Origin of the sequence: Lactobacillus sp. B3795 (assembly GCF_026535805.1) — a bacterium.
Classification (GTDB): domain Bacteria; phylum Bacillota; class Bacilli; order Lactobacillales; family Lactobacillaceae; genus Apilactobacillus; species Apilactobacillus kunkeei_C.
Window position 1 is genome coordinate 1 of sequence record NZ_JAFNPE010000015.1, and the last position, 14,345, is coordinate 14,345.

At 36.5% G+C, this 14,345-nt stretch carries 14 protein-coding genes; 7 read left to right on the forward strand and 7 right to left on the reverse strand.

Annotation, left to right across the window (positions count from 1 at the left end; all coding sequences use genetic code 11):
* Positions 1-370 precede the first annotated feature (370 nt).
* The 3 genes from tyrS to J3U50_RS06375 form a co-directional block, all read right to left on the reverse strand.
* A complete protein-coding gene (tyrS, locus tag J3U50_RS06365) occupies positions 371-1,627 on the reverse strand; it encodes a tyrosine--tRNA ligase (protein ID WP_301945857.1) in 1,257 nt (418 codons plus the stop codon).
* A gap of 303 nt (positions 1,628-1,930) precedes the next feature.
* The gene (locus tag J3U50_RS06370) at positions 1,931-2,695 is read right to left on the reverse strand and encodes a DUF4811 domain-containing protein (protein WP_301945858.1); all 765 of its coding nucleotides are present in this window, start codon (positions 2,693-2,695) and stop codon (positions 1,931-1,933) included.
* Positions 2,696-2,698: 3 nt separating this feature from the next.
* Positions 2,699-4,141, reverse strand: a complete 1,443-nt coding sequence (locus tag J3U50_RS06375) for an MDR family MFS transporter (RefSeq protein WP_301945859.1) — start codon at positions 4,139-4,141, stop codon at positions 2,699-2,701.
* A 174-nt stretch (positions 4,142-4,315) separates the two neighbouring features.
* On the opposite strand from J3U50_RS06375, the gene J3U50_RS06380 reads away from it, so the two are divergent.
* The 4 genes from J3U50_RS06380 (at position 4,316) to J3U50_RS06395 (ending at position 7,444) form a co-directional block, all read left to right on the forward strand.
* Positions 4,316-4,780, forward strand: a complete 465-nt coding sequence (locus J3U50_RS06380; protein WP_301945860.1) for a MerR family transcriptional regulator — start codon at positions 4,316-4,318, stop codon at positions 4,778-4,780.
* Positions 4,781-4,990: 210 nt separating this feature from the next.
* Positions 4,991-6,208: a glycosyltransferase gene (locus J3U50_RS06385; RefSeq protein ID WP_301945861.1), complete on the forward strand. Its 1,218-nt coding sequence runs from the start codon at positions 4,991-4,993 to the stop codon at positions 6,206-6,208.
* A 2-nt stretch (positions 6,209-6,210) separates the two neighbouring features.
* Positions 6,211-6,522, forward strand: a complete 312-nt coding sequence (locus tag J3U50_RS06390; RefSeq protein ID WP_034532692.1) for a hypothetical protein — start codon at positions 6,211-6,213, stop codon at positions 6,520-6,522.
* The gene (locus J3U50_RS06395; protein ID WP_301945862.1) at positions 6,512-7,444 is read left to right on the forward strand and encodes a polysaccharide deacetylase family protein; all 933 of its coding nucleotides are present in this window, start codon (positions 6,512-6,514) and stop codon (positions 7,442-7,444) included. The genes J3U50_RS06390 and J3U50_RS06395 overlap by 11 nt, the downstream gene beginning before the upstream one ends.
* A 97-nt stretch (positions 7,445-7,541) precedes the next feature.
* On the opposite strand, the gene J3U50_RS06400 is transcribed toward J3U50_RS06395, so the two are convergent.
* Together J3U50_RS06400 and J3U50_RS06405 are read right to left on the reverse strand one after the other, a co-directional pair.
* On the reverse strand, positions 7,542-8,234 hold the full coding sequence (locus J3U50_RS06400; RefSeq protein ID WP_034532690.1) for a 2,3-diphosphoglycerate-dependent phosphoglycerate mutase: 693 nt from the start codon (positions 8,232-8,234) through the stop codon (positions 7,542-7,544).
* A gap of 70 nt (positions 8,235-8,304) precedes the next feature.
* Positions 8,305-9,351, reverse strand: a complete 1,047-nt coding sequence (locus J3U50_RS06405; RefSeq protein WP_081034481.1) for an AI-2E family transporter — start codon at positions 9,349-9,351, stop codon at positions 8,305-8,307.
* A 148-nt stretch (positions 9,352-9,499) separates the two neighbouring features.
* On the opposite strand from J3U50_RS06405, the gene J3U50_RS06410 reads away from it, so the two are divergent.
* From J3U50_RS06410 to J3U50_RS06420, 3 genes are all read left to right on the forward strand, one after another.
* A complete protein-coding gene (locus tag J3U50_RS06410) occupies positions 9,500-10,678 on the forward strand; it encodes a cyclopropane-fatty-acyl-phospholipid synthase family protein (protein WP_301945863.1) in 1,179 nt (392 codons plus the stop codon).
* 207 nt (positions 10,679-10,885) lie between these two features.
* Positions 10,886-11,977: a PTS transporter subunit IIC gene (locus tag J3U50_RS06415; protein ID WP_301945978.1), complete on the forward strand. Its 1,092-nt coding sequence runs from the start codon at positions 10,886-10,888 to the stop codon at positions 11,975-11,977.
* A gap of 133 nt (positions 11,978-12,110) precedes the next feature.
* Entirely contained in the window at positions 12,111-13,181 is a 1,071-nt protein-coding gene (locus J3U50_RS06420; RefSeq protein WP_301945979.1) for a PTS transporter subunit IIC, read from the forward strand.
* A gap of 55 nt (positions 13,182-13,236) precedes the next feature.
* Here the strand turns inward: J3U50_RS06420 and J3U50_RS06425 are convergent, their stop codons facing one another.
* Both J3U50_RS06425 and J3U50_RS06430 read right to left on the reverse strand, forming a co-directional pair.
* Complete coding sequence (locus J3U50_RS06425) at positions 13,237-13,569, reverse strand: AzlD domain-containing protein (protein ID WP_034532687.1); 333 nt, start codon at positions 13,567-13,569, stop codon at positions 13,237-13,239.
* Positions 13,570-13,596: 27 nt separating this feature from the next.
* On the reverse strand, positions 13,597-14,340 hold the full coding sequence (locus J3U50_RS06430; RefSeq protein WP_301945980.1) for an AzlC family ABC transporter permease: 744 nt from the start codon (positions 14,338-14,340) through the stop codon (positions 13,597-13,599).
* Positions 14,341-14,345: the final 5 nt, after the last annotated feature.

The window sequence follows — 14,345 nt, forward strand, 5'->3', positions numbered from 1 at the left end:
CAAGTTGTAAGTTCCTTACACATCATCGATTATCAATCTTGTTCAGTTTTCAAAGATCTACCTTTTATTAACTTGCTGTCTCAATTGACAACTTATTAATCATATCATCTTACCAAAGCCGTGTCAACAACTTTTTTTAATGACGTTTGCGTCATATCAATAACGCAACTCATTTATAATATCAAATTAATGACATCGTGTCAACATGTTTTGAAAAATTAATCGTTGTTGATTTGTAATCATTTTTGATTACCTCTCTCAACAACAAATAATATTATGCCAGGTAAACCTTATAAAGTCAACACTTCTCAGCAAATAAATTAAAAAAAGTAGATTGAATTAATCAATCTACTTTTAAACGATCATATTACTATTTAATTCTAGCTAAGAAGTACTTCTTCTTACCTCTTCTAACAACGACGAACTTACCGTCAAATGAAGTACTTGGGTCGATTTCAAAATCAACATCGTCAACCTTTTCTCCATTGATACGGATAGCTCCGTTGCTTACATCTTCTCTAGCTTGTCTTCTTGATGGTTCGATTGAAGTATCGTCTGCTAACCATTCAACAATGTTCTTCTTGTCTGAACTAACTTCAACAGAAGGCATGTTCTTGAATCCGGTTTCTACTTCATCAGTAGTTAGGTCTTGAACGTTTCCTGAGAATAATGCTTCAGTAATGTTTTGTGCTTCTACCACAGCATCCTTACCATGAACGAATTCAGTTACTTCTTCAGCTAAACGACGTTGAGCAACTCTCTTCCATGGTTCGTTCTTCACTTGTTCTTCTAGTTCTTCGATTTCTTCCTTATTTAGGAAAGTGAAGTACTTCAAGTATTTGATTACATCCCTATCATCTGTGTTAATCCAGAATTGGTAGAATTCGTAAGGTGTAGTCTTTTCTGGATCTAACCATACAGCTCCACCCTCAGTCTTACCAAACTTGGTACCATCTGCCTTAAGCATTAATGGAATAGTTAAACCAAAGGCCTTAGCATCTGCACCTTGGGTCTTATGGATTAGTTCGATACCACCAGTGATGTTACCCCATTGATCAGCACCACCGATTTGTAGTTCAACACCATTGTTTTTGTATAGGTGTTCGAAGTCCATTGCTTGTAGAATTTGGTAAGTAAATTCAGTGTATGAGATACCAGTTTCTAGACGGCTTGAAACGATTTCCTTGTTTAACATAGTGTTAACGTTGAAACGTTTACCGTAAATACGAAGGAAGTCTAATAGTGATAGTTTTGAAGTCCAGTCGTAGTTGTTAACAATTTGGAACTTACCATCTTCACCAAACAAACTCTTCATTTGGTTAGTTAGGCATTCTTCATTGTGCTTAACTTGTTCCATACTTTGTAGCTTTCTTTCAGCCTTCTTACCTGATGGGTCACCGATTGAACCAGTAGCTCCACCAATTAGAATAACTGGCTTGTATCCAGCTAGTTGGAATCTCTTCAAAATCATGAATGGAATTAAGTGTCCAACGTGCATACTGTCACCAGTTGGGTCAATTCCTGCGTATAGACCAATTTTCTTTTCGTTTACTTCTTTCTTTAGGCCTTCAGCATCAGTTTGTTGATTAATGGCGCCACGCCATTGTAAATCATCGATAATGTCCATGTTTCTTCCTCCTAATAAAAAAGTCCCTGACAAATAAATTGTCAGGGACGAAATGTTTTTTTGTTAATCCGCGTTACCACCCAAGTTATCGTACTAATGTACGATCTCTTTCAATCATTTATAACGAAATGACTCGTCCAATAATGGAAAGCTCCGTAGGTGTAATTCTTCAACGCGTTTGCCTAGTTCGCATTCCCACTAGGTTTCTGAATACACAAATCGCATTAAATACTGGTAACTACTTCTTAGCTTTATATTTAATAGATACTATCATAATAATCAGCAAAGAAATAAAAGTCAACACTATTTAACTTGGCTTAGCTTTTGCTTGATTTCAGGCATCATCTTTTGAAGTGCTTCAGCTTGTGCTTTCTTAGTGAATTCAGCAGTTGCTTTCTTAACTAGTGCTTTTTGTTGTGCACCTGTCATCTTAGGGTTCTTCATCATTGCTGCCTTCACTTGAGCTTGAACGTATTGTTCAGCCGCCATCTTCATTTGGGCTTGAGCAGCAGTGTTTGATCCACTAATTTCTTTGATAATTGTTGGCAATTGTTTTGCTTGGTTAACTGTTAAAGTCATCCAGCTCTTTGGAACATAGAAGTAATTGATTGTTTTTACTCTAGTTGGCTTTTGTGCCAAACCAAACCATAGGCGATTAGCACTTGAGTTGTATTCATATTTAACAGTCTTAGTTACTAACTTAGCCTTATCACTATTAATAGTAATAATCTTGTTTTCTACCTTATCAGTACCAGTGTGTGATGGCTTAGTTGCCTTTTCATCAGTACGGTAAATAACGACTTTGTCTTTACCTGAAGTACCGATTGGTTGGTAAAGTAACATGTTCATGCCCTTGTCAGAACTTGAAACTAACTTAGTTGAAGTTTCGTGGCTAACTTTATGCATCCCATAGTGATCATGGAAGTTAATAGTAATGAAGAAAGTTGAAAGGATAAATAGAACAGCAAATACAATAGAAGTAATTGCGTGCAATACCTTGTTGCTAGTTAATAGGTTAAAACAAATAAAGAATAGGAATGCAGAAATGCATAGTACAAATAAAATCATTATTTATTTACCCCCTTTTTTGTTGTCATGTAGCCAGAAGCTAGCGATGAATCCAACTACGATGAAGAATGCAGCTACCCAGAATGCAGCGTGGTAACCACTTAAAGTAGCGTTAATTGCTGAATCCTTGTAAGCCAATGGATCTAGTTTTAATAGTGACTTAGCAGGCATGTTGCTTGTAGTTACGTTTGATAAAATTGAAACCAATACGGCTGTGGCAATGGCAGCCCCAACTTGTCTTACAGTATTGTTAACAGCAGTACCGTGGTTGATCTTGTCATCAGGCAATGCGTTCATACCGTAAGTAGTTGAAGGCATCATTACAAGAGCCATACCGAATGTTCTAACTGCATATAAAATAATAATGTAGGCAATCCCAGTGTTTTCAGTAATGTATGCGAATGGCAATGTACCGAAGAACAATAGAATTAGACCAGTGGTAATTAGCTTCTTAGCTCCGTGCTTATCAAAGATAGCACCGGCGAATGGAGAAACAACCCCCATCATTAAAGCACCAAGTAATAGACTTAGTCCTGAATGGAAAGCGTTCATACCACGAACAATTTGTAGGTATAAAGGTAGAACCATTTCAAAACCAACTAAAGCCATCATAGTAATTGATGATAGGATAGTTGCAATTGAGAACTTAGCTGACTTGAATACCTTAACGTCTAGGAATGGTTTTTCCATTACTAATTGACGCCATACAAATAATACGATGAAGATTGCACCGATAATTAATGTAGAGATAACAGTTGCGCTACCCCATCCATCAGTACCAACTTCTGAGAAACCGTATAGTGCACTACCAAAACCAATAGTTGAAAGAATTAATGACAATACATCAATCTTTTCCTTATTAGTAGGTAGAATTGGACGCATGTAGTATAGACCTAATAGAATCACAATAGCGACGATTGGAATAATGATTCCAAATAAATCACGCCATGAGTAGTTAATTAAAATCCAACCTGATAATGTAGGTCCAATCGCAGGAGCTAATCCGATAACAACACCGGATAGTCCCATGGCAGCACCACGTTTTTCAGGTGGGAAGATTCTAAGCATGATAGTTTGTAGCAATGGCATTGTAACACCAACACCAAGAGCTTGAATTAAACGAGCTGCTAACAAAGTACCAAAGTTAGGAGCAAAGAAAGCAATAACAGTACCTGCTTCAAAAATTGACATTGCTCCTAAGTATAACCATTTAGTATTAACACGGTTTGATAACCATGCACTAACTGGGATTGCAATCCCGTTTACTAACATAAATCCGGAAGTTAACCATTGAACAGTTGAAGTGTTAATGTCAAAATCCTTCATTAATGTAGGAAACGCAGTTGCTAAAATTGTTTGATTTAAAATAGTACAGAAAGTACCAACCAATAAAATCACAACAAGCATGATCTTGTTGTATGATTTACCGTTTGCATCTACATTCATAATCTAACCCCTTTTCATTAATATTTTGTTTTCTCTATAAATTTCGACAATAACTAATATACATCTGGCATTTTTCTTTGTCAACAAATTTGACAAAGATATTAAAAAATATATAATAATTATTGATTATGTAACATCACTTAAGAAAATTTAAGAAGAAAAGGATGTGACACAGTGGAAGAAAAATATACTAAGGAAGACATTGAAGACTACTCCAGTCGTATTCATAAGTTAATGCAAGATCTTGACTTGTCAATCGGCATTGGTGGATTGTCTAGAACCTGCAATGTGCCACAAAGCAAGATTAGATATTGGGAACAAAAAGGATACATTCACTGTCAAAAATGTGATAAAAACAAGAGTCATCGTTACCCTTATTCATCAATTATTAAGGTAGAGCTAATTAAATCATTTTTGAACTCAGGATATACCCTTGCTAAGGCAGCAGAGAAAGCTAAAGTTTTTGATAGAACAGGAAGTCTATTACACAGAATCGCAAAACAGCGTTTTAACTGCATTGACATGATTGATGAGCGTCCCGCAATCGACATGGGACCACTAAAAGATGACCCAGAAAAACACATCTACTTTGTCGACTATGACGGTGATTTAGAAGCCCAAATTATTAAGAAAAACTAAAAATGAATTCCAAGTATGGAATTCATTTTTTATTTGTAATAATATTGAAACAATTGAGGCTCATAGCTTTGATATATTAGGAATTTTAATTTATAATTAAGGTATGATAAATATATGGTTTTTACAGTCATACATATGAACAAACGCTAAAATATCTTATTGTATTCTAATATCTTATTTAGTGGTCCTTAAAGGAGGAATTCATTTATAATGTGGTTTTTAGATATTATTAACGATTTCATTATCGGGTATCCAATTGTTGTGTCAGCAATTTGGATTGTCGGGGCGCTATATTGTAACATCTACCACCGCTCTGAAAAATTCGCTAAAGTGGATGGATCTGAACTAGTTTCAATTCTAGTTCCCGCTCATAACGAAAGTGATACGTTAAACGAAGCGATTTCAGCAATTTCAAACATTGACTACAAGAACTTCGAAGTCGTGTTAATTGATGACAAAAGTGACGACGATACATTAGATATTATGTACAAGTTACAAAAGCAATACGCTAATCAATTCAAAATCAAAGTCGTTCCAATTGCCGTCAACCAAGGTAAGGCTAACGCAATGAACGAAGGTTTTAAGGTTGCGGAAGGAAAATACATTGTTGGTATTGATTCAGACTCCCTACTAGCAAGAAACTCAGTAACTGAACTAGTTAAAACACTTAAGACTAATCCAAAACTTGGTGCCGTTGCTGGTAAGCCAGTTGTTAGAAATAGAACTACTGTTTTAGGTCGTTTACAACTTCTTGAATACATCGGTGTTATCGATATTATCAAGAAAGCTCAATCATACCTATACGGACGTATCAATACTGTTTCTGGTGTTATCGTTGGTTTCAGACGCGAAGCACTAGAAGACGTAGGTGGATGGCACACTGATGTTATTACCGAAGATATTGATATTACCTGGAGAATGTACCGTAAGGGCTGGAGCGTTAGCTACCAACCTTCTGCAATTTGTTGGATTCTAGTTCCAGAAAACACTAGAAACTTAATCAAACAACGTCGTCGTTGGGCTCGTGGTGGTATGGAAGTTATCGCTAAGAACAAGGATCTTCTACTACACGGTTCAATTACTCAAAAAGCTTTAATGTATGAAACAATTATTAGTAGTACTTGGGCTGTTTTAACCGCATTAAGTACTATCTCTTATTTCTTCAACCTATTATTAATCCATGAAGTTCAATTAGATGGTGACGTCTTATTAGTACTTATCATCGTCAGTATCTTACAATTCTTCATCGGTTTCTACGGTTCACACGAAACCGCCCTACTAAGCTTCGTCGATTTACTATTGATTCCTGCTTACATTGTTTACTACTGGATGGTCAACTTAATTTCATGTATCTTGGCTTTAGTTTCATTCTTCCTAGATCCTGAAAATGTAGGTACCTGGAGTAGTCCAGACCGGGGGGTAAAATAATTATGAAGAAAGATTTGAGAAAAGATTACGAAACATTCGTAATTAGAAAGCGCATTAGTCCATTAAGACGTTTAGTTCACTTTATTCTATTCACTGCTTTATGGATTTATGTTGCCTTTGTTTTAGTCGTAAACTTCGCGTTTCTATTTGGTTTTTACAGTGATGATTTCGTTAGTTTCTACCTATTATTAAACCTAAACTACGATTTATACATCAAACTATTAATTGCAATTGCTGGATTAATCATTATCACTGCAATATACTCAACGTTTAGATTAGTTTACTTACGGAGGTTAAACAAAGATGTCAAATAAGAATAAAAAAATGACAAGAAAACAACGTAAGATTATTGTTATTATTCTAGCAATCATTTTGTTCGTCATTATGTCATTTACTATTCACAGATCTGTTGAATACGATAAAGGTAGTAGTGAATACTACGGATTAACTAAGCAAGAAGAAAAAGCTAAAAACGGTATCTTGGTATTTTGTTACCATCGTATCCTAAAGAACAACCTAGGGGTTAACGTTTCAAGAACCCTATCAACAAACTCACAACTTCATGACTTTGATGTTCCTGCTAATGAATTCAAAGAACAAATGGAATTCCTACATAAGCACAATATCAAGGTTATCTCAGGTGATGAAATGGTTAAGATGACCAATTCAAAGAAGCCTATCAAAGGTAAGTACGCTGTACTAACATTTGATGATATCGATAGAACCACTATTGATAACGCGATTCCAATCATGAAGAAGTACAACTACCCATTCACAACCTTCATTATCACTGGTAACACCGGTAGATATCGTGAAGGTACTCAACTAGCAACATGGTCACAAATCCACTACGCTAGAAGAGAAGCTGGTAACCTAATGACAATTGGTGTTCACACTAACAACATGCATTACCTTACTTCAAACCTAATTCCGGTGTTTAACCTACCTAAGAACTACGATCGATTTACAAAAGACTTCGTTAAATCTAGAGAAGTGCTAAAAGCACACACTGGTATTTATGCCGATTCATTCGCCTACCCTTACGGTGGTGGTACTCCTAGAATTTCACAATTCTTGGCAAGACAACCTCACCTAGGATGGGTTGGTACACTAGATTCCGGTACTGTTTACAACCACGGTAACGGAGATCACACTGATCCAATCTACACACCAAGAATGATTATTAATACAAACAGTTGGCCAAGTATTAGAGAATGGTTCTTAAAGAAAAGCTAACTAAAACAAAAAGCCATACGAATTAATCGTATGGTTTTTTTAGCACTCTTTTTAAGAAAATAAAAAAGCCCTCAAGAGAGGACTTCTTTTTTAATTATTACTTGTCTAATTTAGTCTTGTTTTGAACTTCTAGTTTATCGTTGAATTCGTAAACTACAGGTTCACCAGTCTTCATTTCAAGATCCATGATGTCGTCATCAGAGATTCTTTCAATGTACTTGCTTAATGCACGTAGTGAGTTACCGTGTGCAGCGATGATAACGTTCTTGCCGTCTAATAGCTTAGGAGCAATTTCGTCAGCCCATAGAGGCATAACACGTTCTAGAGTAACCTTTAGGTTTTCACCACCAGGGATTAAGTTAGGATCTAAGTCCTTGTAACGACGGTCGTTTACAGCTGAACCTTCGTCATCTGCACTCAATAGTGGAGGTAGTGTGTCGTATGAACGACGCCAAATGTGAACTTGTTCGTCTCCGTACTTTTCAGCAGTTTCTTTCTTGTTTAGACCTTGTAGACGACCGTAATGACGTTCGTTTAGTCTCCAAGTCTTAGTTTCAGGTACCCATAGTTGGTCTGATTCTTCTAAGGCGTAGTGTAAAGTCTTGATAGCACGAGTTAGAACTGAAGTGTATGCGTAATCAAATTCTAGTCCTGCCTTCTTAACTAATTTACCAGCTTCTTTAGCTTCTTCTACACCCTTATCGCTTAAATCAACGTCTTCCCAACCAGTGAATTGGTTTGAAAGGTTCCATTGACTTTGTCCGTGACGGATTAATACAAGTTTTGACATAGGTCGAAAACCCCTTTCTATTTCTTAAATCAACAATACTATTTTACATCAAAAGTAGAAAATTTACATCCTATTTGACAATTCTCTTTATATTTATTGTCTTTTTGTTTTCACCCTTCACTCCTAAAATTTCTAGGAAGAAGGCTAAGATTGGTACCGAGACAATTAGTCCCCATGTTCCGAAGATTTCTTCACCAATTAGTAAGGCACAAAATGTATAGAAAATTGGCAACTCTGTTCTAGAAGACATTAACTTTGGATTCAAAATGTATGCTTCTAGGAAGTGAACTACAGCAATCATAATAATTAGGTAAATGATGTACTTCAATCCACCCACAGAATATCCCACAATTGATAAAGGTACCAATGAAATGATTACACCAGCAACTGGCACTAAACTTAGGAAGAAGATCATAATTGATAGAATAACCAATTGTGGAATTCCCATGAATGCCATAATTAAGGTGGTAAAGATGGTGTTAAATAGCGCAATCAAGAATTGTGCTTCTAACACTACCCCAAATGTCTTGGTAAATGTCTTAGCAAAGTAGTAGACGTCTTGAAAGAACCATGAAAATTCTGCATCCAAGAAGCGCTTACTAAACTCACCCATTGATTTTTCTTCTAATGTAAAGAAGAAACTCAAGATTAGAGATAAGAAGAATGTTACCCCCATTTGGCCTACGCTAGATACATATTGAAGAATAATTGAGAAGCTCCCCTTCACTTCACTTAAGAAGTTAGAACGGTGGATGAACTGAACAATCATGTCTTTAATCTGGGTAGTACCATGAAGGTTATTTGGATCTTCATAGAAATCAATAATGTGTTTTGATGCTGTAACAGCTTGGTCGTAAATTACCGGTGAGTAAATTGCAACCGCACTTACTACCCCAGCAATAAATAGTAGATAAGTCAAAATGACTAAGATAGGTGCTGGAATCTTGATGTATCTTCTAACGAAGCCAACCCACTTGGTGACTAGCAATGAGAAGATAAAGGTTAGTAGTAACATACTCATCATTGAGCGCATTAGATATAAAACAAAGATTATAAAAATCAATACACACCAGCGTCTTAATTTAACGTTGGCTAAAAATTTATCCCACAGTTTCATAATTCACCCCGCTATTTAGTTATGTTCTAATTATAACATTTTACACTATAAAAAATAATGAAATTAGTCGGTGTCTTTACTTACATAAAGTACCCTCATAAGAGTATAATGGTGTCGTGGTTTTATTAATAAAGAAAGGACTGTTCTCATGTTTGAAAAAACTTTTTTTAAAACATTTTTTAAACACGGATTTAATGAACCAATCCAAGTAAATTATTGGGACGGCAAATCTGAAAAATATGGTGAAGGCGAACCTAAGGCTACCATCACTATGAAAGAACCAATTCCGATCAAGGATATTAGAAAGAATGCTTCTATCGCATTGGGAGAAGCTTACATGGACGGAAAAATCGATGTTGACGGAAGTATTGAAGACTTAATCGTTTCTGCTTACCAAAAATCAACTAGTTTTATTCGTGACCATAAATACATTAATTTCCTACCTAAGCAAAATCATAACGAGTCCACTAGTAAGAAGGACATTCAAAGTCACTACGATATTGGTAATGACTTCTACAAGATTTGGTTAGATAAGACAATGACCTATTCATGTGCTTACTTTGAAAATCCTGACGATGACTTGTACGATGCTCAAATGCAAAAAGTACACCACATTATCAAGAAACTAAATCCTAAGCCAGGTCGTACCCTACTAGACATCGGTTGTGGTTGGGGTACATTAATGCTAACTGCTGCTAAAGAATACGGACTAAACGTAGTCGGTGTTACTTTAAGTCAAGAACAATGCGATTACGTAAACGCACAAATTGAAAAATTTGGTTTACAAGATCAAGCTGAAGTTCGCTTACAAGATTACCGTCAACTAGGTGATGAACATTTTGATTACATCACTTCAGTTGGTATGTTTGAACACGTTGGTAAAGAAAACTTAAACGAATACTTCTCATGCATCAACAAATACCTAAAGGAACATGGTGTTGCCTTAATTCACGGAATTACTAGACAACAAGGTGGAGCCTACAATGGTTGGATTAACAAGTACATCTTCCCTGGTGGATATGTTCCAGGTATGACTGAAAACCTAGATCACATCATCAACAATGGTCTTCAAATTTATGACTTAGAATCATTAAGAAGACACTACCAATACACATTGGAACACTGGGACAAGAACTTTAACGATCACATTGATGAAGTTAAAGAAGTTATGGGTGATGACGAACGCTTCTTAAGAATGTGGGACTTATACCTTAAGACATGTGCTGGTTCATTCAAGGCCGGTAACATTGATGTTATGCAATACTTAATCTCAAAGGGTCCTTCAGGACAAGTACTACCAATCACTAGAGATTACATGTATAAATAATTGAAAAAATCTATTAAAAAACATCGGTGAAAAAATTTCACCGATGTTTTTTCTTTTAATTGTCTTGACTTTTATTCCTGAATTATGGTTTAATTATAAAAATTTTAATTAGTTTCTAATCTAATTTTAATTTTTAAATACAAATACTTTTTTAAGTAAGGGAGTTGATTCAATATGATAAATGCAACAAAAGACGATTCACCTCAGATGAACGCCGCGAATCTTGCGCACGTTGAAGTAAAATCTGGGTTTAAGGATAGTGTATATTTAGTGTTCAATGGGGTGTCTAACGCGATTTTAGTCACACTAGGTGTTGGTTTATTATTAGGTGCTATTGCCAACTTTGTCCACTGGACAGCTTTAGCCGAAATTGGATTAATTTGCCAATACTTAATGGCCCCCGCCATCGGTGCTGCCGTTGCCTCACAATTAAAGACTAATACCTTGGTGTTATTTAGTTCAATGATTGCCGCTACGGTTGGTGCAAACAACGTATTCTTCACTTCTGCTGTGACGAATGCAGTTACTGCAACCGGACACGTATTACCTCAACCAGCAGGTTCTGCCGTCTTCATGATCGGTCAACCTGTTAGTGCATTAGGTGGCGCAGTTGTCGCCACAATTATTGGTAAATACTTAACCGGAAAAACACCTTTGGATATGTTCTTAGTACCATTTGCAGCTACATTTGTAGGATGTGTTGCGGCCTTAGGCTTTGCAACAGTCACTACCCCTGCACTTGTATGGTTATCAGGAGTAATTGCCAAGACAATGGTTATTAACCCATTCGTTGGTGGATTAGTAATTTCTGTCGTATGGGCAATGTTTCTAATGACCCCTGCTTCATCAGCTGCATTAGCAATTGCCGTTATGTTGGATCCATTATCATCAGGCGCTGCATTATTAGGAACAACAGCACAATTCGTATCATACACAGTGATGTCATATCGAGTAAACAAGCCAGGTGCAAATATTGCCCAAGGTTTGATTACTCCAAAGGTTCAATTTGGTAACATTACCAAAAATCCATACATCGCAATTCCTGGTATCGTCTCTGCTGCAGTTATCGGTCCAGTTGGAACATTAGTATTTCATTTCTCAGTATCATACAAGATTGCTGGATTAGGTTTGAACTCACTAATTGCTCCAATTACCCTTGCTTCTGAAAGTATGCCAAAACTAGCTGTCTACGTAGTCTTGGGTGTAGTTGTACCAGCTGTAATTTCAGTGGTACTTGTTAAAGTTCTAAAGGCTGCTCATAAAATCAAAAATGACGACATGAAAATCGACCTTGTCTAATCATTAAAAAAAGTACTGGCGGTTATCGCTAGTGCTTTTTAGTATATTTGCGGCCCGGTAGAACTTAGTTTTCTATATAAGGGAGTGGATTCAAATGATTGATGTAGCAAAAAAAGACGCCCCACAAATTGATATGGTAAAGCCTTTGTCTTCCGTCAAAGAAAATGTCTTTTTGGTAGTAAGTGGCGTCTCAAACGCAATTTTTGTTACGCTGGGTATCGGAATGTTGATAGTTGCCATCGCCAACTTAGTACACTGGTCCGCACTATACCAGATTGGTGTAATTGACCAGGTCCTAATGGCCCCCGCTATCGGTGCTGCCGTTGCTCATCAGCTAAAGACCAACACATTGGTTATGTTTAGCTCGATGATTGCCGCAACGGTTGGTGCCAACAACGTTTTCTTCACTGAAAAAACAATCAACGCCGTCACAGCGACAGGTCATTTGCTATCTCAGCCTACCGGGTCATCAGTATTTATGATTGGACAACCAATTAGTGCTTTAGGTGGTGCTATTATCGCTACACTTATCGGTAAGCACCTATCAGGGAAAACACCATTGGATATGTTCTTAGTACCCTTTTCTGCAACAATGCTGGGATCAATAATTGCGTTAGGATTAGCAGCAATCACAACCCCTGCTTTAGTATGGGTATCACAAGTAATTGCCAAAAGCATGATTGTAAATCCAATCGTCGGTTCAATTACCGTCGCTTTAGTCTGGTCAGTCTTCTTAATGACGCCAGCATCGTCAGCGGCATTAGCGATTGCGGTCATGTTAGATCCGCTATCTTCTGGATCGGCACTACTCGGGACTACCGCCCAATACGTTTCATACACGGTAATGTCATTTAGAGTAAACCGTCCTGGTGCAAACATTGCCCAAGGTTTAATTACCCCCAAGGTGCAATTCGGAAACATCACCAAGAATCCGTATATTCTGATTCCTGGAATGGTGTCATCGGCGATTGTCGCCCCAATTGGCACGTTATTATTCCATTTTTCCACAACATACAAATTAGCCGGTCTGGGGACCAATTCATTAATCGTTCCCCTAACCTTCGCTAGTCAAAGTCTATCTAAACTAGCAATCTATGTTGTATTAGGCATTGTGATGCCTTCAATTATCTCAATAACCATACTAAAGATATTAAAGGCGTGTCATAAGGTAAAAGACGATGATATGAAGATGCATATCGTATAAAACAAAACTAAAAAAGCACTGGTCAATCGACCAGTGCTTTTATTTTATTCTTAATTTAAATAAATACTGCTAATACTAACACAGCAGCTAATCCCAAAATAACTGATAGCGCCATTGATCTTGTCCAATAAGCAATAATAAACACGATTAAGGCAGCTACTAGTTCGGGTGCTTTTCCTGATACCGATAAGGTATATGATGATGTGATACATAAGTCCTTAACAACCAACGAGGTAAATAAGGCAATAGGTATGTAACCCATCCATTCGTTAAACCACTTAGGAATCTTTCTTGTTCTAAAGAAAGCTAGTGGGACGAATCTAGGGATAAAAGCAACCACAAAACATAATATAATCAACCAAAAATGTTGAGTTGAATTCCATTCCATAGAATATCTCCTAATCCGTTTTTAAAGTTATTCAGTCTCTTCTTCTTCTTCATCAAACTTATCTTCAGGGGTTCCCGCTGGGTTCTTAAATAAGCGAAGCAAGCGATTCTTCTTGTACTTTTCGTAATGGCTTCTAATCCATGATTCAACGAAGAATCCAATGAATGAAGCTAACAGAGTTGAAACGACTAATCCTAAAGTGGATTTCATCAATAACATGAATGCAATTGCCAATACAATTGTTAATAGAATAATTAACACTTTTAGTAATGACTTCATTTGCATAACGATCATATAAATAAATAATGCAGTTAGCGCAAAATGAACAACTGTTAGGTTAATTGAAAGTGACGAGCCAACTAAACTACCAATAATGGTACTAATTGTCCACACAACCAGAGCATAGTGTTCAATTTGCAATGCATCTTGAGCAGTAAACTTCTTATCAGTTGATAATTTCAAATAATTTACAGCGTATGTTTCATCATTTAATGAAACTGCAAATAACACAGTAAACCAAAATGACTTACCTTGTAAATATTTAGAAATACTGGATCCTAATAATGCATATCTCAACTCTAGGAAAAACATCATAATTACAATTGATAATAATGGTGAGTTAATGGTTAACATGGAAGCAATCAAGAATTGCGCACCACCAGAGAAAACCATCAATGATACTAAAGCTGTTAATAAAGTATTAAATCCAGCTGCATGAAGTAAAATACCACATGCAATTCCAATGGGAACGTAGCTAATATTCAAAGGCATTGCCG

Coding starts and splice junctions, on each gene's coding strand:
- tyrS (WP_301945857.1), bottom strand. CDS start 1,627: ATGGACATTATCGATGATTTACAATGGCGTGGCGCCATTAATCAACAA.
- J3U50_RS06370 (WP_301945858.1), bottom strand. CDS start 2,695: ATGATTTTATTTGTACTATGCATTTCTGCATTCCTATTCTTTATTTGT.
- J3U50_RS06375 (WP_301945859.1), bottom strand. CDS start 4,141: ATGAATGTAGATGCAAACGGTAAATCATACAACAAGATCATGCTTGTT.
- J3U50_RS06385 (WP_301945861.1), top strand. CDS start 4,991: ATGTGGTTTTTAGATATTATTAACGATTTCATTATCGGGTATCCAATT.
- J3U50_RS06390 (WP_034532692.1), top strand. CDS start 6,211: ATGAAGAAAGATTTGAGAAAAGATTACGAAACATTCGTAATTAGAAAG.
- J3U50_RS06395 (WP_301945862.1), top strand. CDS start 6,512: ATGTCAAATAAGAATAAAAAAATGACAAGAAAACAACGTAAGATTATT.
- J3U50_RS06400 (WP_034532690.1), bottom strand. CDS start 8,234: ATGTCAAAACTTGTATTAATCCGTCACGGACAAAGTCAATGGAACCTT.
- J3U50_RS06405 (WP_081034481.1), bottom strand. CDS start 9,351: ATGAAACTGTGGGATAAATTTTTAGCCAACGTTAAATTAAGACGCTGG.
- J3U50_RS06410 (WP_301945863.1), top strand. CDS start 9,500: ATGTTTGAAAAAACTTTTTTTAAAACATTTTTTAAACACGGATTTAAT.
- J3U50_RS06415 (WP_301945978.1), top strand. CDS start 10,886: ATGAACGCCGCGAATCTTGCGCACGTTGAAGTAAAATCTGGGTTTAAG.
- J3U50_RS06420 (WP_301945979.1), top strand. CDS start 12,111: ATGGTAAAGCCTTTGTCTTCCGTCAAAGAAAATGTCTTTTTGGTAGTA.
- J3U50_RS06425 (WP_034532687.1), bottom strand. CDS start 13,569: ATGGAATGGAATTCAACTCAACATTTTTGGTTGATTATATTATGTTTT.
- J3U50_RS06430 (WP_301945980.1), bottom strand. CDS start 14,340: ATGCCTTTGAATATTAGCTACGTTCCCATTGGAATTGCATGTGGTATT.